Below are 23430 nucleotides of genomic sequence, written 5' to 3' on the forward strand. Positions count from 1 at the left end.
GTTCAATAGGTCGACCGGCCGCCGGAGAAGTCGAAGACCGCGCCGGTGGTGAACGAGCTTTCCTCGGATGCGATCCATGTGGCCATGGCAGCCAGTTCGTCGGTGGTGCCAAAGCGACCCATCGGGATCTTCGACAGCATGTAGTCGATATGTGTTTGCGTCATCTGATCGAAGATCGCGGTCTTGATCGCTGCCGGCGTGATGCAATTGGCCGTCACCTTGGTGTCGGCAAGCTCTTTGCCGAGACTCTTGGTCAGCCCGATCACGCCTGCCTTGCTGGCGCTGTAAGCGGGCGCGTTGGGGTTCCCGTCCTTGCCCGCGACGGAAGCGATGTTGATCACGCGGCCATAGTTCTGCGCGATCATCTGTGGCACAATGGCGCGTGCCGTCAGGAACGGGCCGTCAAGGTTGATGCGCATGACCCGCGACCAGTCTTCGGGCGCATAGTCCCATGTCTTTGCGTTGGGGCCAGTGATGCCGGCATTGTTGACCAGAATGTCTATTTTGCCATGCGCCTTGAGCACATCGGCGGTTGCCGCTTCGATACTGGCGACGTCAGACACATCAACCCGTTGAGAGTGCAAAGCAGCCGGCAGCGCGTCCAGCAACGCGTCATCCACGTCCCAGCAGACAACCGTTGCGCCCGAAGCCATAAATCGCTCACCAATGGCAAGGCCAAGACCCTGCGCACCACCGGTCACGACGGCCACGCGACCGTTCAGATCATAGCTATTCATATCGTGCCCTCGGATACAGCAGCAAACCGGGTTTGAACTTTGCCCAGCCCCGCAATGCGCAACTCCACATGTGAGCCTGGATTGACCCTTTGAAACGGCCCAAGCGCGCCGCTGAGCACGATGTCACCAGCCTTGAGCGGCAGATCCACCTCGACCATTTTTTTCGCCAGCCAAGCGGTCGCGTTCAGCGGCGAGCCAAGACAGGCCGCCCCGATGCCGGTCGATGCGATCTCGCCGTCGATTTCCATCTTCATGCCGCACAGCTCAAGGTCGACGTCCGAAAGGCGCACCGGCTTGCCGCCCAGAACAACAAAGACGCACGAGGCATTGTCGGCTACCGTATCGACAATCTGAATGTCCCAATCGCGCACGCGGCTGTCCACAACCTCAATGGCGGGCAGACAATAGTCGATGGCGCCAATCACATCCGCGAGGGTGGGGTGTCCAACCGTCAGGTCCCGGCCCAAAACAAAGGCAATCTCACCCTCAACCATGGGCTGGATCACACGGTTTGCCGGAATGACCTCATCTTCGCGAAAGAAATCATCCGCAAAGATCGCGCCGTAGTCGCATTCATCAATGCCCAGTTGGGCCTGCACGGCCTTGGTCGTGATGCCAATCTTGCGGCCGACCATGCGCGCACCCTCGGTGAGGCGTCGGTCGATATTGTGGCGCTGGACGGCATAGGCACCTTCCACATCTCCGGGTGCGAGCAGATCGCGGACGGGTGTGGTCGGCTGGTTCGTGATCCGGGCTTCGTGCAGCGCATCGGCGGCGCGGATGACTTGCTCTTTAGTAGACAGCATCTTTCGGCTCCTTAGGTGTATGAGGTCGGAGTTGCGGACAAACCCAGCATCTCGCGCGCCTGCGCAGGCGTGGCGATCTCGCGGCCCAGCTCTTTGGCAATGCGCACCGTCCGCTCGACAAAGCGAGCGTTGCTATCGGCCATTTGACCCGGTGCGTGGGACAGGTTCGTTTCCAGCCCGATCATCACGTGCTGGCCGGTCAGGATGGCCATGGTGGACATGGGAAGATCATGGCGGCCCACGGACATCACAAACATCTGGTAAGGCTTGGGCGCGTCACGCAACATTGAAAGGAAAGCGTCGGGCGTTGGCAACGACGAAGAGATCATCCCAAGCATCATGGCAAAGGTGTAAGGCGGCTCGATCAGCCCCTTATCGATAAGGTTGTGCACCATGCTCCAATGGCCAGGATGAAACAACGCCGGGATTGCCTTGATGCCCTTTTCTTTCATGCGCCGCGCACGTTCTTCGGTTTCATGCACGGTGACGGGCAGCACGTCGTTCAACACTTCATCCGCGTCGCGTCCTGACAGCGGGGCCTTGCGGGCCTTGAGTTTCAGCGCAATCGCGAAGGGGCCCATGTCAATGTCAGAGGTTTCGGGGTTCGCATCCAGTGAACTGAGGCGCTCTTCCAGCTCCAGCCCCATGCCGCCGCCCGACGTGTTGTCGATGATCAAATCAGGACACTGCGCACGGATCAGGCGGTTCACTTCCAGGAAATCTTCGGTCCGCCGCGCGGGACGCGCATAGCCGGTATCCGGGTCGCGGGCATGAATGTGCACCATCGAGGCGCCCGCATCATAGCAACGCTTGGCCTCCGCCGCCTGTTCTTCCGGAGTTTCGGGCAAGGCTGGGTTCAGCTCTTTGCCGTGCATCCCCCCAGACATGGCCGAACAAATGATCAGTGGGGGCATCTTCGCCGTACCTGCGCGCTTCATGTAGTCCCGTGCATCGTTAAAATCATAAGCGTCCGGCATATAAAGGCTCCCTGAATGGTGGTGTCGTTTGTCTGAGATAAGGGATATGCGGCACCGGCCTTTACACACAATTTCCCAGAAATGATGGGATCATTCACGAAACGCATGACCTCGTAAGACAAAGCATATGGAGCGCGCTAGAGTTTCGCGTCAGGTTCGGCACCAACAGCAGCGAACCGGAGACCCGCATCATGAAAGCCATCTGTATCGAGCAAGTCGGCGAGGCACCTGAACTGTTTCTACGCGATATACCCGAGCCTGAGCCGGGCCCAACCGATCTGTTGGTCAAGGTACGGGGTGCGGCGCTGAATTTTGCGGATCTCTACCGCTTTGTCAGTCACTATGGACATGACACAGGGGCAGATCATGCGGTCGCAGGGCTTGAGATGGCGGGCGAGGTTATCGGCATGGGCGCGCAGGTGCGTGGCTTTTCCGTTGGGGACAGGGTGATGGCAATGGCGGCCAAGACCTACGCCGAAGAATGCCTTGTGGATTACCGTCTGGTGATGCGAGTGCCGGAAAACCTGAGCTGGGAAGAGGCGGCGGCCACCCCGGTGGCCCTGATGACGGCCCATAATGCGCTGATCACCAATGGACGGTTGTCCAAGGGGGATGTGGTCCTGATTGAGGCGACGACATCGGGGATCGGACAGGCCTCTGCCCAGATCGCGCAAGCCTTCGGTGCCTGTCACGTGTTCGGCACCTCCGGATCACCGGAAAAACTGGTGCAGATGGACAAGATGGGCGTCACCCGTGGCATCAATACGCGTGAAGAGGATTTCGTGGCTGTCGTCCAAGATGAGACGGACGGGCACGGTGCAGATGTGACCATCGCCCAGATCGGCGGTGAAACGGCGGGCAAATTGATCAACTCTGCCGCCATCAAGGGTCGGATCATCAACGTGGGCCGCTTGGGCAAATGGACTGGCGAGATTGACCTGAACGAGCATTCTGCCAAGCGCATCCAGATGATTGGCGTCACTTTCCGCACACGTGACGTCAAAGAACACTCAGCTGTCGCGTCGGCCGCAGAAAAGGACATGTACCCGCTGCTTGCCAGCGCAGCGTACACCACCAGGGTTGATCGGGTCTTTCCCCTGGCCGACGCGGATGCAGCGCAGCAGTACATGAAACAGAACAAACACTTCGGAAAAATCGTTCTGACACCCTGAGTATCAGCTTCGTGAATGATGCCATTACGGCAGCAATACGGCCTGCCTTCGAAGGCCGGGTTACAAAACAGTCAACGGGAAGGGAGCACTGCAATGGGACGATTGACTGACAAGACCGCATTTGTGGCCGGTGCAGGCTCTGCATCCACGGGCGTCAGCAATGGAATGGCCTGCGCGGTGGCCTACGGACGTGAAGGGGCCCGGGTCTTTGCGGTAGACCGTGACGCGACGGCGTTGAACGTGACGCTCGCCGCACTTTCAGAGGACGGTGTGACGGGCACAGGTCATGTTGCTGACATGACGGATGAAGCGCAGGTGGCGGCAGCAGTTGAGGTCTGCGTGCGTGCCTACGGCACCATCGACATCCTGCATAACAATATCGGCACAGCCACCGCAGGCGGCCCTGTGGAGATATCCGAGGATGACTGGGACCGTGTGATGGAGATCAACCTGACCACTGCGTTTCTGGCGTGCAAGTATGCGCTGCCTGTGATGACCGCCCGGAAGTCAGGTGTGATTTCCATGATCTCCTCGCTTGCGGGTCAGGTCGACAGCGGTTCAGCTTATATTGATTACGCGGCCAGCAAGGCTGCGATGGATCAACTGGCTCAGGCCGTTGCTATCGACAATGCCGCCAACGGGGTGCGCTGCAATGCAATCCTGCCGGGCCTGATCGCGACACCTTTTGCAATGGCCGTACCCTCGGTTGTGGCCAAGACGGCCAAAGATACTGACTTCAATGCGCCGGTTGCCAGTGATCTGGTGCCAATGGGCCATTTGGGAACCCCGTGGGACGTAGCGGGTGCTGCGGTCTTTCTGGCCAGCGATGATGCACGGTTTATCACTGGCACGACATTGCGCGTGGATGGCGGGATCGGCAACACGATCGCCACAGCGGGGGCAGCGGCATGAGTGAACTGCAAAGATACGCACGCAAAACCGTGCTGGTCTTCGGCGCAGGTTCTGACGGCGAAGGCTGGTCCAATGGCAAGGCAGCTGCGGTGCAATACGCCCGCGAAGGGGCCAAAGTGCTGGCCGTCGATCTGCGTGATGACGCGGCCACAGAAACCCAGGAGATCATAAGATCCGAAGGGTTTGAGGCGACAAGCTTTGCGGCCAACGCCGCTGACAATGCATCCGTTCAGGAGGCCGTTGCGGCCTGCTTGGACACTTACGGCGCCATTGACGTGCTGCACAACAATGTGGGTATCGGCGAGATGGGCGGCCCTGTGGAAACGACGCTGGAAAGCTGGAAACGTGTCCTTGATGTGAACATGAAGTCAGTCTTTCTGACCACCAAACATGTTCTGCCTATTATGGAGGCCAAGCGCGCGGGGGCCATTGTCAACATATCCTCCATCGCCGGTATTCGCTGGAGCGGGGTTTCCTACGTCGGCTACTACGCCTCGAAGGCGGGGGTAAACCAAATGACCCGGGTGATTGCCGGCCAGTATGCGCGCCATGGCATTCGCTGCAACGCCATCATGCCCGGGCTGATCGACACGCCGCAAACTTACAAACATCTGGCCAAACATTATGGCGACGGCGACTTCGAGCGCATGCGCGAAGCCCGTCGCCAGCAAATCCCGATGAAGATCTTGGGCAGCGCGTGGGACATCGCCAAAACAGCAGCGTTCCTCAATTCAGACGAGGCAAAATACATCACCGGCGAAGTGGTGACCGTGGATGGCGGCATGTCCTGTTCCATGGTCGCGCCGCCGCCGCAGGCTGCATAGGGAGAACGAGATGAGCTTTTTTGGACAGGTGCGCCAGCTTGGCTATGTGGTCAAAGACCTTGAAGCGGCCATGACATACTGGCGCGATGTGATGGGTGTTGGCCCGTTCTTTCACTTCGAAAATGCACCGGTGGGGGATTTCAAATACTACGGTGTAGAAACCGACGCCAAGATCAGCCTCGCGCTGGCCAACTGCGGCGACATGCAGATCGAGCTGATCCAGCCGCGCGACGACAAGCCAAGCCCGTACCGCGATTTCTTGAATGAAGGCCGCGAAGGACTGCAACATCTGGCGTTCTGGTCAGAGACCTTCGACGCTGACCTGGCGCACGCACAAACGGCTGGGTTCAAGGTGATCCTGTCAGGCTACGCTGTGCAGGAGGACGGGTTATTTGCCTATTTCGATGACACAGCGGCACCGCAGCCGGGCGTCATGGTTGAGCTTTCTGCGCTCACTGGTGCCAAGAAAGAGACCTTTGCCATGATCAAGGAAAAGTCCCTGACCTGGGACGGAAAGATACCTGTGCAACGTATGGATGCCGGGTGAACACGAACCGTGGGCCCTGCGCCCATCAAAGTCTATTCAATGGGAGGACGACACTATGAAACGACTGATTACAGCACTTGGCCTGACAGGCGCGATGGCGCTTGCAAGCGCAGCAACAGCTCAAACCACATTGGTTTACGGCAGCCCATCCAGCCCGGACGGACCTGAAGCAACAGCATTCAAAGCCTTCGCGGAACGTGTCACCGAGACATCCGGCGGCGAGATCGCCTTTGACGACAGTTATTCCGGCAGCGTTGTGTCCTGGGGCACATCCCTCACGGGCGTGCGAGACAGTCTGGTGGATGGCGCTTTCCTGACGCCTGCGTTTAACCCATCAGAGCTGCCTGCGACCTTTGCCTTTATCCTGCTTGCCGCCGCCCCCGGCGAGTTGAATGCGCGCACCGCAGCAGTGGCCGAAACGGCGCTTTTTGGCTGTCCGCAGTGTCAACAGGAGTGGAAGAAGTTCAACATCACGCCGCTCTTGTTCTCTGGCTCGGACCCGTTCCAGCTGATGTGCAAGCCTGAGGTTTCGTCCTTGGTGGATATGGAAGGCAAAACCGTCCGCGCAGCCGGGCCCTTCGCGAAATATGTCGAAGCCGTTGGTGGCACACCAGTTTCGATCGTACCCAGCGAGCTTTTTGAAGCATTGCAGCGCGGTCAGGTTGACTGTGCGCTTGGCGGCGTCGGCTGGCTGCGCCAATTCGGCCTTGGCGATGTGGTGGAGCATATCGTGGATGAACCCCTTGGCTATGACCACGTGCGCATGCCGCTGGTGATGAACTCTGACAGCTGGGACGGCCTTTCGGACGCCCACAAGGACGCCTTTATCTCCAACCTCGGTTTCATGCACGCCGAAGCCAACGCCGCTAACACCAATTTTGCCATGCAAGCGGTAGAGGAAGGGGTCGGGAAAGGCATCAAGATTGTCGCGATGGCCGATGATATGCGCGATGCAGGTAACAGGTTCCGCGACACGTCGTATGACTATGTAGTTGCAGGCGCGACGGGCATGGGGGTCGACGGTGCGGACCAACTGGTTGCCACTTTCCGCACCAATCTCGACAAGTGGAACGGGATCATGGCAGACGTGGGCGACGACCGTGCCGCATATGAAGCCGCCCTTCAGCGCGAAATCTATGATCGCCTGAAGTAACCAGACCCCAGCCAGGAGGGGGCGACCCGGCAATGGGTCGCCCAAATATGCCATGGTATTGCTTGACCGTCTTTCTACCTTTCTGCTGATCCTTGGCGGCATCGCTCTTCTCGCCATGATGGTCCATGTTAGCGCTGATGTGATCTTTAAGCGCGTCTTCGGAACGCCGCTGCAAGGCACAACAGAGATGGTTTCCAGCTACTACATGGTGGCTTGCGTATTCCTGGGCCTTGGCGTGGTGCAGCGTGAACGCAAGCAGATCGCGGTTGAGTTCTTTACCGAAAGCCTACGGGGCCGCCACCGCGCCGCGGTCAACATCTTTTCAGGTGGGGTGACCATCATACTGGCGTCCCTGCTGGTGTGGATGGGCACCGATCAGGCCATCCAGAACACTCTGGACCGTGAGACCAACTGGTCCACCATTGCCAATTTTGAAATCTGGCCAACCCGCTGGTTCCCTGTGGTCGCTTACGCCGCCATGCTGGCCTATCTCCTGATCCAGCTCTGGGGCGATCTGAAGGTAATGGTGCAGGGTTCCAAGGGGCAAGAACAATGAGCAATCTTGAGATTGGGTTTTCCGGCATTGGCGTGTTGCTTGTCCTTCTGGGGCTGCGCGTGCCAATTGGCGCGGCCCTCGGCATCGTGTCCTTTGTGGGCATCTGGGCGATCCGCAACTCCAACGCAGCACTTAGTGCGGTCGCCAACATTCCGCATGATTTTGCCTCCAGCTGGGTCCTGTCGGCGGTGCCGATGTTCCTGCTGATGGGTGCGATTTCTTATCATATGGGGCTGACTAACGGGCTCTATGCTGCGGCACGCGCCTGGCTGGGCCGGTTACCCGGCGGGCTTGCGCTTGCGTCCAACTGGGCTTGCACCGCGTTTGGCGCTGCGTCTGGGTCGAGTGTGGCAACGACGGCTGCGATGGGGAAGTTCTCTGTCAAGGAAATGCTCGACGCGGGCTATAACCCGTCCTTGGCAACCGGCAGCGTGGCGGCCGCGGGCACCATCGCCGCGCTCATCCCGCCCTCGATCGCGCTTGTGATCTTTGGATGGTATGCCGAGCAACCGATTGACCAACTCTTAATTGCCGGCATTTTGCCTGGTATCCTCACAGCAGTGGTGTTCTCGGTCCTGATCATCTCGATTTGCACGCTCAAGCCCGAACTTGCACCACGCAAGAAAATCGAGATGCCGCTGGGTGAAAAGCTGAAACTGCTCATCTCCGTCTGGCCATTGCCTGTTCTGGTCATGGGGGTTGTCGGGGCCATGTGGAGCGGTATGGCCACCTCGACAGAGGCTGCCGCAGTGGGCGCATCGCTTGCGCTTTTGATCGGGATGGCGCGACGGTCGTTTTCGGTCTCGAAACTGACAGTGGCTGTGCGCGAGACCCTTGTGACGATGGCGTCTCTGTTCTTTATTGTGATCGGTGCGGTGCTCTTCACTCGTTTTCTCGCGGTGTCCGGGGTGCCCAATTACATGGCGGGCGTGTTGGCCGATCTGGACAGTCAGTGGCTTGTGCTATTGGCGATGATCGTGATCTTCGTCGTGCTTGGCATGTTCCTTGATCCCATCGGGGTGATGCTGCTGACCTTGCCGATCCTGCTGCCGGTGTGCCGCGAGCTGGATATGAACCTGCTGTGGGTCGGTGTGCTGGTGGTCAAGCTGGTGGAGGTCGGCATGCTGACACCGCCTGTGGGTTTTCATTGTTTCGTGATGAAATCGGTCACCGGCGACAGCGTGCGGATTGGGCAGATCTTTCGCGGGGCCAGCTGGTTCCTTGGAGCCGAGATCATCGTCATAGCGATCCTGATCCTGTTTCCATCAATCAGCCTGTTTTTGCCATCGCTCATGGCAAACTAGAGCCCCTGTTCACGCACCACCTTGCGAATGGTCTGGCGCAGCCATTTGTGCGCCGGGTCGCGGTGCGTGCGTTCATGCCAGACCATGGCGATCTTGAATTCGGGTGTCTCAAACGGAAGGTCATGTACGCCAACGGGCAGGCCACTAGTCAACTGTTCCGCCGCGCGGCGGGGCAACACAGCCAGCATATCGGTTTGTGCAACAATGTGGGGCATCACCATCACGTTGGCGATGCGCAGAACGACGTCGCGGCGTACCCCCACGCCCGCCAGCTGTTCATCTACGATCCGTTCGATGGTCGAGACGACATCGGGACCAGCGCCCGCTAGGTAGACATGTTTGGCTTTGCCATAGTCAGCCTGCGTCAGCGCGTCGCCCTTCGGCACGATGTTCTCGCCGGCGATGCAGGCAATCGTATCGGTATGAACAACGGAGGAATAAAGACCTTCGGGCAAGTCCTGAAAGAACCCCAGAACGATGCTCGTATCCCCGGTCTCAAGCTGTTCGCGCATCTGAAGCGGGCGAGATTGGCGCACACCGACCCGAATGTTCGGCGCGTCCTGCTCCAAAGTTGCCATCAGCTTTGGCAGGACCGTCAGAGCGCCATAATCTGTCGTCATAATGTTGAACGTGACCGCAGCATCAGCGGGAGTGAACGGACCCGTGGAACTCAGAACCGTATCTATCGTGCGAATGGCGGGGCGCAACATGGCGACAATCTCTTCGGCCCGTTCTGTCGGGCTCATGCCATTGGCAGTGCGCACGAGCAGAGGATCGCCCAACAGATCACGCAATCGCCCAAGTGCATTCGACATGGCGGGCTGGCTCATGTTCATACGTTCCGCTGCACGGGTCACATGGGCCTCGTTGACCAATGCGTCGAGGCAGGAAAACAGATGGACGTCGACTTTGTGGGACATTGTTCCTCCGAGGACAGCACCCTGACGACCATTATGCGATCCGTCAATAATGGGATCAAAGCTGCTGGGTGGTATTCGCCCGCATATTTTCGGAATGATCAGAGCGAAAACAAGGCGAGAGGACCAAAATGAAATTGCTGAGATATGGCCCTGCGGGGCAGGAAAAGCCGGGTTTGCTGGACGCGGACGGCGTGATGCGTGATCTAAGTGCTCATGTGGACGATGTTGCCCATGATACCCTTGATCCCGCAAAGCTGACTGAACTTGCCTCCTTGCCCACCATAGACCTGCCCGAAGTACCGGCAGACACCCGGCTTGGGCCCTGTATAGCAGGCGTTGGCAAGTTCATCTGCATCGGGCTGAATTATTCCGATCATGCAGCGGAATCGGGCATGGCGGTGCCGGAGGAGCCGGTGATCTTCATGAAAGCCACCTCCGCCATCACTGGACCAAATGATCCGATCATCAAGCCGCGTGGCGCAACCAAGCTTGATTGGGAGATCGAACTGGCCATCGTCATTGGCAAAACCGCACGCTACGTGGATCAGGACGCAGCACTGGACCATGTTGCGGGATATTGCATCGCGCATGACGTCTCCGAACGCAGCTTTCAGATCGAACGCGCGGGTCAGTGGACAAAGGGGAAATCCGCAGACAGCTTTGGTCCGATTGGCCCATGGCTGGTGACACCTGATACCCTTGGCCCGGTGGATGATCTGGTGATGGAACTGACGGTCAACGGCGCGGCCATGCAAAAAGGGTCGACCAAAACGATGGTCTTTGGCGTGGCCGAGATCGTCTCGCATCTGAGCCAATTCATGTCCTTGCATCCCGGCGACGTGATCGCAACGGGCACCCCCCCAGGCGTGGGGATGGGCATGAAGCCACCTCAGTTTCTGGATGTCGGGGACGTGGTGGAACTTTCCATCGCAGGGCTTGGGACACAGCGCCAAACCGTCGTGGCAGTCGACTAAGCAGACCTATGGCAGGGCAACCAGAACGCAGCCGCGCTTTTGTCCTGCCTCCACCACTTCATGCGCGTCGGCAATGTCCTCCAGCGCGAAGCTCTGGTGGATTTGATGGATCGCGGGTGTAGACTGCAGCCACTGTGTGATCCCAGCGCGGGCCTCGCGGCGTTGTTCCGCCGCTTCCATCGGCAATAGAACGAATTTTAACGTCATGCTCTTGCGCATGGCACCATAGGCATCAATGGACGGAAAATGTTCCGCCTGAGAGGCATAGGTCGCTATAACACCGCCGATCTTCAACGCGCCCAGAAGCGCGGTTACATTCGCCCCAAGATCTACGTCAACGACGCGGTCGACGCCGTCGCCGCCTGTGATCTCCATCACGCGGCTTGCCACATCTTGATCACGATAATTGATGATGTGATCTGCCCCGCCCTCGCGCGCAAACTCCGCTTTGCTGTCAGAACTGACCGTAGCAACCACCCGGGCCCCCGCCCATTTTGCCAGTTGCACCGCATAGTGGCCCACAGCCCCCGCGCCACCGGTGACAAGCACGGTATTGCCCTTGATCGACCCGTCCGAAAACAGGCAACACCATGCCGTCATGGCTGGCACACCTAAACAAGCGCCATGTTCAAAGCTGACCGCATCGGGCAGCACTGCTACGTTTTCCTCTGGAAGGACCGCATATTGGGCAGCCGTGCCGAGGATTGGATACGTGCTGCCGATATTGGTCCAGACCCGTTTGCCGACCCAGACGTCGGTTACATCCTCTCCGACGGCCTCAATCACGCCCGCGCCATCGTAATGCGGGATCACCAGACCGCTTGTGCTATGGCCCACGCGGCCTGCTCGACGGTTCGTGTCAGAAGGATTGACGGCAGAGACATGCACCCGGATCAAGACCTCACCCTTTGAGGGCGACGGCTTGGGTTGTTCTCCAACCATAAGCACATCGCGGGCGGCTCCTTGTTTTTTAAACCACGCTGCTTTCATGATCTGGTCCTCCTGTTTTTTGGCACAAACCTCGCCTACATCTTGCTTGGCTGCCATCGCGTAAATGCCATTGGACCATAAGAAGTGTGAATGGTCCCATCCGTTGACCGAAATTGCGCACAAGGAGCGTTGCAGGGCACAACAAGGCAAGCAAAGACGGGAGGCAATGACATGGTAGCGTTGAACGAGGCTTGGCCCGAAGAGGCTGAACGCACATTGGGTGGCGCGTTGCGCAGCCGGGCAGAGGCGCATCCTGACAAAGTGGCGCTGCGCTTCAAAGCAGACAGTTGGAGCTATGCCGCTCTTGACGCCTGGGTGGATCGCATGGCGACGGGTCTTTTGGAACAGGGTCTCGCCAAGGGAGACATGACCGCACTAATGCTGCCGAATGATCCGGTGTTTGTAGCGCTGATGTTCGGGTGCGGACGCGCTGGCATTGTCGAAGTGCCGATCAACGTGGCCTACAAGGGGCAGATCCTGCGCCACTTGCTGACCAACTCGGGCGCAAAGTTGGCGGTCATGGCGCACGAGTTCCTGCCTCGTCTGGCCGAGATCGCGGATGAACTGCCAGAACTTGAGAAAGTTGTTGTCTGGCCCGCGCTCGATGGCACGGAACCTGATCTACCATTCGATGTCCTGTCCTTCGATGTACTGGACCAAGATCGCGGCGCATGTCCTGATCAAGGCGTGAAACCGCAGGATCCGCTCGGTATCATGTACACATCGGGCACCACCGGCCCGTCCAAAGGTGCCGTATTCAGCCACAATTACCTGTGGTGGCATGGTGACCGCGCACGCACCCTGCGCGGGGTGACCGCGGATGACGTGCTCTATACCTGCCTGCCAATGTTTCACGCAAACGCCCAAGGCATCACAGTGATGCCTGCAATACTGGCGGGTGCCACGGCGGTGGTGGATGACAAATTCACCGCCTCCGGTTTCTGGGACCGGATGCGCCACTACGGCACCACACAGTTCAACTATATTGGCGGGATCATTCCGATCCTGATGAAACAACCTACGTCTCCTGCGGACCGCGATCACTCCGTGCGGCTCGCCTTGGGGGCTGCTGCACCGAAGGATCAATGGACAGATTTTGAAGAGCGCTTCGGTATTCAGCTGTTCGAAGTTTACGGCCAGAGCGAGGACGGTGTGGCGACCGCGAACACGCCCGGAGATATGAAAATCGGGTCCATCGGCAAGCCCATCTGGGGCTTTGAGATGCAGGTGGTCGGTGATGATGATCTGCCTGTGGCAGACGACACTATTGGCGAATTCGTCGTGCGTCCCCAGTTCCCGGACATCATGATGCAGGAATATTACCGCATGCCTGAGGCGACATTGGAGGCCTTCAAAAACCTGTGGTTCCACACCGGTGACTATGGCTGGCGGGATGCGGACGGCTTCTTCTATTTCCACGACCGCAAGAAGGACGCGATGCGCAGGCGCGGGGAAAACATCTCAGCTTTTGAGGTAGAGCAGGCGGTCAACGGACACCCTGCGGTGCTGGAATCTGCGGCCTTTGCCGTGCCATCGGATGTCGGTGAAGACGAGGTGATGGTGGCCCTGATCCTTAAGGATGACGCCGCACTCGATGAGATCGAATTCATGGAGTACTGCCAAAAGCAAATGCCCTATTTTGCCGTTCCACGCTACGTCGACGTGCGTGCAGAGTTCCCCAAAACGCCAACGTTCCGCGTCGAAAAATACAAGCTGCGCGCCGAAGGCGTGACACCAACAACCTGGGATCGAGAGCAAGCTGGCTTCGTTCTCAGCCGGGGCTAACGGTGTAACCAAACCATTCCGTACGCGTCAATGTAGGTTGATGAAAGCTGCCTGAAACAAGATTGGCAACACGACCAACGCAATTGACGTGCAGTATCCACCCTGGTTGTCGATCAATACGTTTCGGCACTTAAGGAAAACTCATGACCACGAAAAGTGTCCAAGTTTTCGCGCCGTTCAATTTGATGGATGCGGTTACGCGGTTTTACCTTGAAGAGCTTGGATTGGCATCTACCGGCAGAACATCCGACGCCCTATTTGTTTCAATTCCAGCGAAAACTCCCACAACTATTGAGATCATATTCTCGCGGGAGAAGCCTGTGTGTGGAAGAACTGGGCTCGCACTTCATGTCACTAATTTCGAAACAGCCTATCAGGAACTGAATGGCGCGGGACACTATGTTACCAATTCAATAAGACGGGAAGCGCGCATTTTTGACATTGCTGACCCAACCGGAAACATAATAGCTGTGGTTGGAATGGCCACTAACTAACAGCCGTAGCAATCTGGCTGACCGACGGCTGGAGACGTTTTTAATTATTCCCTTTTCCGTGCTCGCGGCCACCCTCGACACCCATATTGACGAATTTTCTTGATGGTACGCGGTTGCCAGGATTCGCGTGGCGTGAATGACTGGTTTTCCCGCAGCGCAGCGGCGTAAGGTTGCGTGCTATTGGTGGCATATTCACGCTGCGAGCGCATGCAGCACAAGATTAACAGGTCCGGATTGGGCTCAAGCCAGCCGTAAGCTGCATGTCCGACAAAGGTCCGCTTGCAGTTTCGCTGGTTCTGGCGGCTTGCTTTAATCCAACGGGACTCGTCACCATCAGAATTCCAATGATGCCACAATCCCCAGTGTTCGGCTGCACCCACAGAAGGTGAGCTAGCTGCGATTTGCGTGCTTCCATGAAAGGGTTTTGCGTCGGGGCTTGTCGTTTAGCTCCGATGCATCTTCGCTAGCGCCTCTACCGTACCTGGAGTCAGGTGTGCCGTGCCAAGATGACGAGCTGTCGATCTCCTCGCGTTTTCTTCCGGATGCAATCTCCGGAACCTGGCCCGACTGACGGTCGCGCGCGGGGCTTGCTCTCTTCAAGCAGAACTTTCCCCTGTCCGCTGACGCGGCCATTCCTCGCGCAGCAAAGTTCCGCCTGACAGCCTGTCCGGACGGTCCCGGTCTCTTCTTGCATCGAAAACGAGAGGAGATCGACATGACCCGCTACTACACCGTCACCACACCCGACGAAGGAAACGACGGCAAGACCCGTTTCCACAAGATCGGCGTTGCCTTCCTCCAGAAGCCCGACGCGAAATCCTTCCTGACCATCCAGCTCTTCGCCACGCCCGTGACCGGGCAGCTCGTCCTCTTTGAGCCGAAGCCAGACGGGCAGGGTGATGCCCCGGCCCTCGTTGAATGAACTGTCCTCCGGGACGCTGACTGCCGTCCCGGCCTTTTTCACACCAACATCCGGGAGACACCTCATGGACCTTCTGCCACAATCCATCCTCGATCAGCTCGCTGCGAACGGGCGTGCCAACCAGGACCGCATCGAAGCAGGCGAAGACACCCTCGACTTCGAACCTGTGGTCAAACTCTTCACCCCCGATGCCGCAGCGACCTGGCTGCTTTCAGAAACCGATCCGGGAGACCCGGATATCGCGCACGGCCTTTGCGACCTCGGTCTCGGCTTTCCTGAAATCGGCGCGGTCCGCCTCAGCGAAATCCGAGCCGTCCGCGGTCGTCTCGGATTGCCCGTAGAACGTGACCTTCACTTCAAGGCCGATGGCACCCTCAGCACCTATGCCGAGAGCGCCCGCAAAGCCGGAGGGATCGTCGCATGAGCACCAATATCCGCAGAGATCATGTCAGCGCCTTCGAGGCGCTGACATCCGGTCGTTTCGAGAACTTCGCGCTCTTCTCCTGTTTCGTGGACGGTGCGCCGGCCTCGGCTATCGTCGCAGTAACAGCACCTGAAGACGCAGGCGGCGAATATGTCATCACGCCACTATTCGTCAGTGTGACCGACACGATGGTGGTCACTGACCACGGGGGAAGACCGGCCTGACATTGCCTTGCGGGCCGCTCCGGTGACCCGCCAAGCATCAGCGCGACACGCCGGACTTTTTCCTGAATAGACGCGTGTCGCCAGCAATTCTTCTTCCCGCAGTGGTCCCGCATCGATGGCGCCTCGGTGCAGTTGCTTCACTCTTGTGCTCAGCATGAGTGCGGGCTTCGGACCGTGCTAGACTGATCCCGACGACTCGGCAGCATTTTGCGCAGTGACACGATGCGCAAAAAGACAAATTGCGCAGATTCACGCATTGATGTATCCCTGAGGATGAAATGAGAGGGACGTTGGCAGGATATGCCAAATGTCTGCGACTTTTGTCCGAGGGGTCTGAGACGTGAAACCGGGACGCCCAAAACGCCTGAAACTCGAAGAGCGGATCGAACTCGCGCGGCGCTATCATGCCGGGGAAACGCCGAGGGTATTGGCGGAGGCCTACGGTGTGTCGCGGCGGCACGTGACCCGGCTGGCCAAGGAGGAGCAGGGCGACGGGCAGGAGGTCCGGGACCCTTCGGTCGCGGTGAGTTTCCGCGCGGCGACCTCTGAGATGGCCGCCTTCGATGCGGCTTGGCAGGCCCGCGGCTTTACAAGCCGCAGCCAGGCCTTGCAGGCGGTTGTGCGGGCGCGGTGTGGGCTGCTTGATCTGATGCGAGACGATCTCCGGGCGTTCTCGGAGACGTTGCAGCAGGCACAAGACGTTGCAGACAGCGGCCGTGTTCTGGCGAAGGCGGTGCAGCGCGGAAAGCTGACGCTGTCGCCGGAGAACCGTGCAACGCTTGTCGCGCTGTATGATCTCGCGCAGCGCACCTATCGCGATCTGGCCGCGCTGAAAGCGTCGGCCTGTCAGCGACGGGGCGTGGGGTGGGACGCGGCGGATCCCGAGGCGTCAGACGTGCATGAGGAGTTGGTGGACCATGTCTGAGCCGCTTGCCCTCTATCACGCCGTCATGGGCAAGCTCTGGGAGACGGAGCGCATCCAGGGTCAGCGCGAGGCGCGCATAGACGCGCGGCTGGCAGGGCGGCGGCAGGGTCGCAGTTACCAGCGCGTGGGCCGGGCCTCGGCGCGCAATCTGATGAAATCAGTTATGCCGGAGAGCCGCGCCGCGGTGTTCAAGCGGATTAGGGCAGGGGGGTGCAAGACGAAGCAGAGCCTTGGCAACCAGCTGTCTTATGTGAACGACAAGGCGGTCTATACCTACGCGACGATGACCAACCCGCTGACGTCTGAGGCCGTGCTGACCGAGGCGCAGAAGGCGGAGATCGTGGAGGCCTGGGCGCAATCCTGGCGGGGTACGACGAAGCTCGGGTTTACCTCGCATATGTTGCTATCGTTCCCGACCGACGTCACGGTGGATCAGGTACGCGAGATCGCACTCGACTGGGCCGAGCATTTCTTTGAGAGTGGCGACTACGGCGATCAGTGGGACTACGTGCTCTCGGTGCATGATGACCGGGCCCACAAGCATGCGCATGTCCTGCTGAACAACCGGGGCCTCACCAACGGCACCTGGTTCTCCTGCTGGGCCGAGGGCGTGATGTCGCCCCAGCTGATGCGGGAAAAGCAGGCGGAGATCGCCGAACGCTACGGTGTCTTGCTTGAGGCCACGACCCGGCTCGAGCGCGGCATCTTCGAGAAGGCCCCCGGTATCGCTGAAATTTACCGGGCAAAGGACGAGGCGCGTCTGCCGCGCGAGATCGCGCCGTCGCCCGAAGAGCGGGCCATCGCCAAGGCGCAGGTGATAGCGTTTGCCAAGGACTACCGCGCCCTCGCCGATGTGCTGGATCGCATGGATCAGAAACATCTGGCCTACGCGATGCGCCGCATGGCGGCCTCAATCGGCTCGGACACACCCTACAGGTTCACCGCAGGAGAGATCGATATGGAGACCATTCGTACGGTCGGTGAGGCTATCGACTATGCCGAGAAAACCATCGAAGCGCTAAGGCTCAAGGCAGAAGAACTTGATGCCACCGAACGCCCGGGATTTGAGACCAAGGCGGCGGGTGTCGTTCGTGATCTCTCGCAGATGGTGCCGGACCCCGATCTGCGTGCTAGGTTCGGGCGCGATTTGACCGAACCCTATCCGCCAGGCGCCGGAGACGCGCGTTTGAGCGCTGCGTTCTCATCGGGCAAGGACCCTGTTCTGGGAGCCTTGAAGGCGGATGCCGCAAGGGCCGGTCTCGATCCGCAAGAAATGGCTGCCCGGATCGAAGCCGGTGGGACGACGAACTATGGGCTTGCCCAAGATTGGGTGGACCGCGACATGGCGGCGGTTCTGGCCAAGGATGGCATCGATCTCGCTCAGGCCAGTGACGATCAACAAGATCGCGCGTTGGAAACAGTCGATCGGTTCATGGACCGATTGCTGGAGCGCGCGAAGGAGCTCGGCATAGCGACGGGTCTGTCACGCGCATCGGACGATTTGCAGGTGATCGATGACGAGGACCGTGGGCCAAACCCGTATCTGCAGGACCTCTCGGACATGCTGCGTGACGGCACCCTCTCAGAAGCTCAGGAAGAGACCGTCGAACGCACCCTCAGAGCCGAACTTTTCAAGGAACTGGGCGAGGAAGGTCTCGGGGAGCTGCGGCGCGGCAATTACGAGGTTTTGGCAGAGGTGCTTCCCAACCGGATTGATCAGATCACGGTCACGCAGGAGTTTCTCGAGCTGACCCATGAGGAGACCGGCGATCAGGTCTTTACCGACCGTGCTTCCGCCTTGCAGCAGGACAAGGTCGAGGCGTTGGCCCGCGACACCCATCTCGAGATGCAGCGGGGCAGGGGGCTATCGCGCGATCTCGACGATGAGATCAGCTTCTGATGAGCACCCGGCTTCCTCTCTGGGCTGCCGTGCCAGTCGGGACTCTCTGTGGAACGGCCCTCGGCACGATCGCGGCGAGCTTCTATCTCGCACTGGCGTTGAGAACGGGGTTTGCCGAGTTTGACATGTTTGCCGTCTGGACGGCCAGCGCGGGTCTGCGCGCGGCGCATCCCGAGGCATTCAAGGTTGCGTTCGGCGCCGTTGGCTTCGGGGCCATTGGACTGGCGGTTCTGGCCTTCAGCTGGACCTGGGCCCAGGACCGGGATGATTACGGGTCCGCACATTGGCAGACCAGACGTGAACTCAAGGCGAACGGCATGCTCCAGACACCGGGATCCGGGTTTGTCTGTGGTAAGCTGGGAATGCCCGCGTCAAAGGCGCCCTACATCTCTGCGAGCGATATCCCGCATGTGATGATGGTGGCCCCGACCCGGGCCGGCAAGGGCGTGGGCTTCGTGATCCCGAACCTTTTGTCTTTCGCAGGTTCGGTCGTGGTTCTGGATGTGAAAGGCGAGAATTTCGAGAAGACGGCGCGGCTGAGGGCGCTCAACGGCGATGAGGTCTTTCGCTTCAGTCCGTTCGATTGGGCGAACAGTTCGCATCGCTACAACCCGCTCGCGCGGATCGCGGCCGCCCCCAGTTTCGCCCAGCAGTTCACAGAAGTCTCGATCCTGGCGGACCTCTTCCTCGACAAGGACAACAAGACACTCGACACCTTCTCCGAGGCAGGCAAATCGATATTCGTCGCGGCCTGCCTTCTGGCGATCCAACGCGGCAGGCCGACCTTGGGCGAGGTCAACAAGATCGTGACCGGTGGGGATTACAAGAACGCACAGTACAGTGCCTATGCGGACGAGGCGAAGGAAGCGACGGTGCGCGAGCTTTGGATCAATGCGGCCAGCGCGTCGTCGCGGCTGCTGACGTCCAACATCCAGGCTTTGATGACGGCAGGTCTGAAGCAGTGGGACAACCCGGCGGTTCGGACGGCAACCGATGCAAGCGACTTCGAGTTCACGAACTTCAGGAAAAAACCGCACGCGCTCTACATCGTGGTGTCGGAAGATCACATTGCGACGCTGGCACCGCTCCTGCGGCTCATGTTCGCGGATCTCATTGCCAGTTTGCGGCAGAACGAGCCGGGTCATGACGAGCCGTGGCCGGTCATGATGATGATTGACGAGTTCCAGCAAATGGGTGCGATGCCTTATCTCGAGCGGGCAATCCATTCGCTTGCTGCCTATGGCGGGCGTGTCGCGATGATTGCGCAGTCGTTGGCCTCGCTCGATCGCATCTACGGACCCGAGGGGCGTGAAAGCCTTGAGAACGGTGCAGGGCTTAAGCTGTACATAACCCCCCGCGACCAGCGTACTGTGCGCGAGGTCTCGGCGGCCGTCGGCAGCACCACGCGGGAGGCGGTTACCCGCATGTATGGTCGAAACAAGGGCATCTTGGGCGCGACCTCAACGACTTCACGTCTGGAGGAACGTCCACTCCTCTCCGAGACCGAGGCGCGCACCATGGATCCTGATGAGGTGATTATTCTGGCCTCACCGCAGCACCCGATCCGCGCGCAGCGCATCAAATACTTCGAGGATTCTCTTTTCATCACTCTGGCGGATCGCCAGGCGGGCCGCGACTTCCCTTACCCGCCACGTGTTGACGGCGTTGGGCCCTGGTTCGAAGAACCGAAACCCGCTCCTCCGACATTGCATCCTGCATCTGTCGAATCCACTGCAACAAGCGAGCGTGCACGCCGACGGCAATCGCGATCCATGCAGACGCAAATGAATGAAAACACTGCAGGTGAGCTGCGTCCGGAAACCTTGGATCGGGAGGACCCGGTCCCAGAAAAGTGGGAGCAAGTCTTCCGCGAGCAAAGTGACTTCATCGACGAACTGCTCGGGGATAGTCAGTAGGCGGGGCGGAGTCCGGACTTTCGCTGCAGCCGCGATATGAAGATGCGAGAAAGCTGGGAGCGGACATTTAGCCAGTCGTCACTCAGGCGCTGGCCAGATCGACACGACGGGTGGAAAGCAGAGATTTGCGGCAGAAGCGGGATCACAAGAGTGCTCCGTGGGGAGCGGACATCGCCCTCGTCCGGCCGAAAACAAGCTGGCTTTGATGAAAATCTTGTGTGGGAGCGGCGTCCTATCCAAGGCATGCTCTTCCGCCCACTGGTTTCCGTTCTCTCCAGTCATCCCAGCTGAGCCGCTGCTCGACCAGTATTCATTCAAGCAAGACATGATGGTAGTGTCGACACAAAGAGCTCCGGGAGTATTGACCATTCCAAGCCTTGCGTTCCAGAAGGCGATCACAATTCGCCATTTGCGGGTGATTGCCGCCTTGTCAGAGCTGAAATTGGTCGCGCGGGTGTCCGAAGCGCTTAATGTCTCACAGCCCGCCGTGTCCAAGCAGATTGCGGAACTGGAAAGGATTGTCGGCGCTCCCATCGTGAAGCGCGAGCGGAACCGGCTATTTCTGACGCCGATCGGGCAAAGGCTTGCAGAATACGCGAGGCAGGCGCTCAATCAGCTGGATCGGGCCGCCTTTGACATCGAGGCCATGGCGAGCGGAGTTTCCGGATCGGTCTCGGTGGGGGTTGTCAGCTCGGTTGCTCCCACCCTTTTGCCCGGCGCAATTGCGCTGTTCAAAGGCAGTACGCCGCAGGCCAGCATCTCGGTAAAGGAAGGCCATTTCGTCGAACTTCTGCCCGAGTTGGAGACCGGTGAGCTGGATGTTCTCATTGCCCGGATTTGGCAACCCCAGGAACTGCCCGGTATCGCGCAGCTCGGCCTGTTTGCGGAGCCGGTGGTCGTCGTGGCCGGGCGCAATCACAAGCTGGCAAAACTGGCTGAACTGGACTGGGGTGATGTCGTGGATTTTCCGTGGATTCTGCCTCAGGCAAACTCGGTTGCACGGCGCGCGATTGATGCGCTTTTTGCCGGGTACGGGCTGACCCCACCGGCCAACACGATTGCCTCCCTATCGCTGACGTTAAACCTCGCCCTGCTGGAGGCGATCCCCGCACTGGGTCTCATGCCGCAACGCCTGGCTCAGGCCCATGCAGCGCGCGGCGACATCGTTTCGCTTCCATTGGACACCCGCGGTCTCCTGTCCGAAGCGCGCTGCTTCTGGCGCAGCGAACAGGTCGACACGAATCCGACCCTGACGTTCTTCTTGAAGTGTCTGGAGAAGGCGACGGAAGACCTGAAAACCATTCCTTTTGGTTAAGGTTACTGACGGAACTTTCAATATCCTTCAGGAACGACCCGCTTTATCTTAACTGAAATCGTTTCTGGGGAGGGAAGGCGATGACAGGTTCGATCTGGCTAGGGTCGGTCCGTGTAGGCGCATGAGAGGGGACACAATGATGGCCCTGTCTGCACACGAGGTGTTGCTGCGCTTTGCGGACCACAGGCTGACCCCGAGCGAGTATCTGGCGGCCTGCCTCGAGCGGATCTCGCAGGTCAATCCCAAGATCAACGCCCTCACCGCGATCGATGCCGAACGGGCGGTCGGCGAAGCGGTCCAGGCAACAGGCAGATGGCGGGCCGGAGCGCCCAAGGGGCCGCTGGACGGCTTGCCGGTGGGTGTGAAGGATCTTCAGGACACCAAGGGGTTGCTGACCACCCATGGTAGTCCTCGGATGCGGGCCAACTGTCCACAGGTGGATATGCCCTTGGTAGCGCGGCTGCGCGCCGCGGGCGCGATCATTCTGGCCAAGACCAATGTTCCGGAATGTGGCGCCGGCGGCAACAGCCGCAACCCGGTCTGGGGCGCGACAGGCAATCCGTTCGACGCCAACCTGATCGCTGGCGGGTCTTCTGGCGGATCGGCGGCGGCGTTGGCGGCAGATCTTCTGCCCCTCTGCACCGGGTCGGACACGGGCGGGTCTCTCAGATTACCGGCGGCACTCTGCGGTATCGTAGGCTATCGGCCGTCCGTCGACGTCATCTCCCATCCGACGCGGCCTTTGGGATGGTCGGGCATTTCGGTGCTGGGTCCGATGGCGCGCACGATGGATGATCTGGTTCTGATGTTGCAAGTCTGCCAAGGGTTTGACGCCGACGATCCGCTGTCTTTACCGGCCGCGCCGGACCGTTTTGCGACGCTGCCGGTGGTCGACCTCTCAAACTTGCGCGTCGGTTTTAGTGAGGATTTCGGCGGGGCGCCGGTGGACCCCGCCATTCGGGCGACGTTCCGCGCGCGTGTCGAGAAGATCGCGCCGCATGTTCGGAACTGCCGCGCGGTTGATCTGGCGCTTGGAGAGATGGACCGGTGCTTCGACATATTGCGCGCCGAGAGTTTCGTCTCGTCCTTTGGCGAGGTTATCAAATCCGACCCGGACGCCTTCGGTCCCGATATCGCCGCCAATGTCGAACTGGGGCTGTCCATGTCGCTGTCCGACCGGGCATGGGCCCATGCCGAACAGACCCACACCCTGCGTCGGTTCAACGAGGTGATGCGGGATGTCGATGTGATCCTGCTTCCCACCTCGCCGGTTTCTCCGTTTCCCTGGACCCAAGGGCACGCCACTGAAATCGACGGCCAAAGCATGGATATATACTACCGCTGGCTGGCTCTAAACTATCGCGGCTCGCTTATGGGCGGCCCGTCGATCACGCTACCTTGCGGCCGTGATCCCTACGGCATGCCGTTCGGGCTGCAGATGTTGGGGCCGGTCCGGAAGGATGAGGCTGTTCTGGCTGCGGCCAAGGCGGTCGAGGCCTTTTTCGCGGCAGACCCGGAAACGGAGCGACCATGCCCCGATATGTCGGGGCTTGCGCCGTCTGACACCGACCTGCGCTCTATCGTGACCCATCCGCCGATCCTGAACGGAGCTGGTCAGTCCGAGACGGCTGCCATGCGGACGGCAGTGTAGCA

22 protein-coding genes are annotated in these 23430 nt (G+C 59.5%); 17 read left to right on the forward strand and 5 right to left on the reverse strand.

The features are described 5' to 3' along the window. Positions 1–2 precede the first annotated feature (2 nt). From BUA42_RS18835 to BUA42_RS18845, 3 genes are read right to left on the reverse strand one after another with little or no spacing between them, the layout of a single operon-like run. The gene (locus BUA42_RS18835) at positions 3–737 is read right to left on the reverse strand and encodes an SDR family NAD(P)-dependent oxidoreductase (protein ID WP_072779887.1); all 735 of its coding nucleotides are present in this window, start codon (positions 735–737) and stop codon (positions 3–5) included. Further along, positions 734–1543: a 2-keto-4-pentenoate hydratase gene (locus BUA42_RS18840; protein WP_072779888.1), complete on the reverse strand. Its 810-nt coding sequence runs from the start codon at positions 1541–1543 to the stop codon at positions 734–736. Before BUA42_RS18840 ends, BUA42_RS18835 begins: the two co-directional genes overlap by 4 nt. Before the next feature lie 11 nt (positions 1544–1554). Next, on the reverse strand, positions 1555–2520 hold the full coding sequence (locus BUA42_RS18845) for a beta-keto acid cleavage family enzyme (protein WP_084066304.1): 966 nt from the start codon (positions 2518–2520) through the stop codon (positions 1555–1557). Positions 2521–2711: 191 nt separating this feature from the next. Between BUA42_RS18845 and BUA42_RS18850 the strand changes: the two genes are divergently transcribed. The 7 genes from BUA42_RS18850 to BUA42_RS18880 all read left to right on the forward strand — a co-directional run bounded on the left by BUA42_RS18850 (position 2712) and on the right by BUA42_RS18880 (position 8988). Next, complete coding sequence (locus tag BUA42_RS18850; protein WP_072779889.1) at positions 2712–3692, forward strand: zinc-binding dehydrogenase; 981 nt, start codon at positions 2712–2714, stop codon at positions 3690–3692. 93 nt (positions 3693–3785) lie between these two features. Further along, positions 3786–4604 (forward strand): SDR family NAD(P)-dependent oxidoreductase, encoded by an 819-nt coding sequence (locus BUA42_RS18855; RefSeq protein ID WP_072779890.1) that lies wholly within the window; start codon positions 3786–3788, stop codon positions 4602–4604. Beyond that, a complete protein-coding gene (locus tag BUA42_RS18860) occupies positions 4601–5428 on the forward strand; it encodes an SDR family NAD(P)-dependent oxidoreductase (protein ID WP_072779891.1) in 828 nt (275 codons plus the stop codon). The genes BUA42_RS18855 and BUA42_RS18860 overlap by 4 nt, the downstream gene beginning before the upstream one ends. Before the next feature lie 10 nt (positions 5429–5438). Then, a complete protein-coding gene (locus BUA42_RS18865; protein ID WP_072779892.1) occupies positions 5439–5975 on the forward strand; it encodes a VOC family protein in 537 nt (178 codons plus the stop codon). Positions 5976–6030: 55 nt separating this feature from the next. Further along, complete coding sequence (locus BUA42_RS18870) at positions 6031–7128, forward strand: type 2 periplasmic-binding domain-containing protein (RefSeq protein ID WP_178346936.1); 1098 nt, start codon at positions 6031–6033, stop codon at positions 7126–7128. Between the two features lie 52 nt (positions 7129–7180). Continuing rightward, positions 7181–7684 (forward strand): TRAP transporter small permease, encoded by a 504-nt coding sequence (locus tag BUA42_RS18875; RefSeq protein ID WP_072779894.1) that lies wholly within the window; start codon positions 7181–7183, stop codon positions 7682–7684. Further along, entirely contained in the window at positions 7681–8988 is a 1308-nt protein-coding gene (locus tag BUA42_RS18880) for a TRAP transporter large permease (protein WP_072779895.1), read from the forward strand. Before BUA42_RS18875 ends, BUA42_RS18880 begins: the two co-directional genes overlap by 4 nt. Here BUA42_RS18880 and BUA42_RS18885 read toward each other — a convergent pair. Continuing rightward, positions 8985–9908, reverse strand: a complete 924-nt coding sequence (locus BUA42_RS18885; protein ID WP_072779896.1) for a LysR family transcriptional regulator — start codon at positions 9906–9908, stop codon at positions 8985–8987. The two genes, BUA42_RS18880 and BUA42_RS18885, sit on opposite strands and share 4 nt — an antisense overlap. A 128-nt stretch (positions 9909–10036) precedes the next feature. Here BUA42_RS18885 and BUA42_RS18890 point away from each other — a divergent pair, with 128 nt between their 5' ends. Further along, positions 10037–10882: a fumarylacetoacetate hydrolase family protein gene (locus BUA42_RS18890; protein ID WP_072779897.1), complete on the forward strand. Its 846-nt coding sequence runs from the start codon at positions 10037–10039 to the stop codon at positions 10880–10882. Positions 10883–10888: 6 nt separating this feature from the next. On the opposite strand, the gene BUA42_RS18895 is transcribed toward BUA42_RS18890, so the two are convergent. Continuing rightward, entirely contained in the window at positions 10889–11929 is a 1041-nt protein-coding gene (locus BUA42_RS18895; protein ID WP_425435045.1) for an NADPH:quinone reductase, read from the reverse strand. Positions 11930–12043: 114 nt separating this feature from the next. On the opposite strand from BUA42_RS18895, the gene BUA42_RS18900 reads away from it, so the two are divergent. From BUA42_RS18900 to BUA42_RS18945, 9 genes are all read left to right on the forward strand, one after another. Next, a complete protein-coding gene (locus BUA42_RS18900) occupies positions 12044–13657 on the forward strand; it encodes an AMP-binding protein (protein WP_072779898.1) in 1614 nt (537 codons plus the stop codon). Positions 13658–14866: 1209 nt separating this feature from the next. Next, positions 14867–15073, forward strand: a complete 207-nt coding sequence (locus tag BUA42_RS21000) for a hypothetical protein (protein WP_143152751.1) — start codon at positions 14867–14869, stop codon at positions 15071–15073. A gap of 64 nt (positions 15074–15137) precedes the next feature. Then, positions 15138–15497, forward strand: a complete 360-nt coding sequence (locus BUA42_RS18915; protein ID WP_072779901.1) for a DUF2958 domain-containing protein — start codon at positions 15138–15140, stop codon at positions 15495–15497. Then, the gene (locus BUA42_RS18920) at positions 15494–15721 is read left to right on the forward strand and encodes a hypothetical protein (RefSeq protein ID WP_072779902.1); all 228 of its coding nucleotides are present in this window, start codon (positions 15494–15496) and stop codon (positions 15719–15721) included. The genes BUA42_RS18915 and BUA42_RS18920 overlap by 4 nt, the downstream gene beginning before the upstream one ends. Before the next feature lie 340 nt (positions 15722–16061). Next, positions 16062–16646: a helix-turn-helix domain-containing protein gene (locus BUA42_RS18925; protein ID WP_084066306.1), complete on the forward strand. Its 585-nt coding sequence runs from the start codon at positions 16062–16064 to the stop codon at positions 16644–16646. Then, entirely contained in the window at positions 16639–18546 is a 1908-nt protein-coding gene (locus BUA42_RS18930) for a relaxase/mobilization nuclease domain-containing protein (protein WP_084066307.1), read from the forward strand. Before BUA42_RS18925 ends, BUA42_RS18930 begins: the two co-directional genes overlap by 8 nt. Further along, positions 18546–20462, forward strand: a complete 1917-nt coding sequence (locus BUA42_RS18935; RefSeq protein WP_072779904.1) for a type IV secretory system conjugative DNA transfer family protein — start codon at positions 18546–18548, stop codon at positions 20460–20462. Before BUA42_RS18930 ends, BUA42_RS18935 begins: the two co-directional genes overlap by 1 nt. A gap of 334 nt (positions 20463–20796) precedes the next feature. Next, entirely contained in the window at positions 20797–21777 is a 981-nt protein-coding gene (locus BUA42_RS18940; RefSeq protein WP_245819071.1) for a LysR family transcriptional regulator, read from the forward strand. Between the two features lie 139 nt (positions 21778–21916). Continuing rightward, positions 21917–23428 carry an amidase gene (locus BUA42_RS18945; protein WP_245819072.1) on the forward strand — a complete coding sequence of 504 codons (1512 nt, stop codon included), beginning with the start codon at positions 21917–21919 and terminating at the stop codon, positions 23426–23428. Positions 23429–23430 lie beyond the last annotated feature (2 nt).

Origin of the sequence: Marivita hallyeonensis (genome assembly GCF_900129875.1) — a bacterium.
GTDB lineage: Bacteria > Pseudomonadota > Alphaproteobacteria > Rhodobacterales > Rhodobacteraceae > Marivita > Marivita hallyeonensis.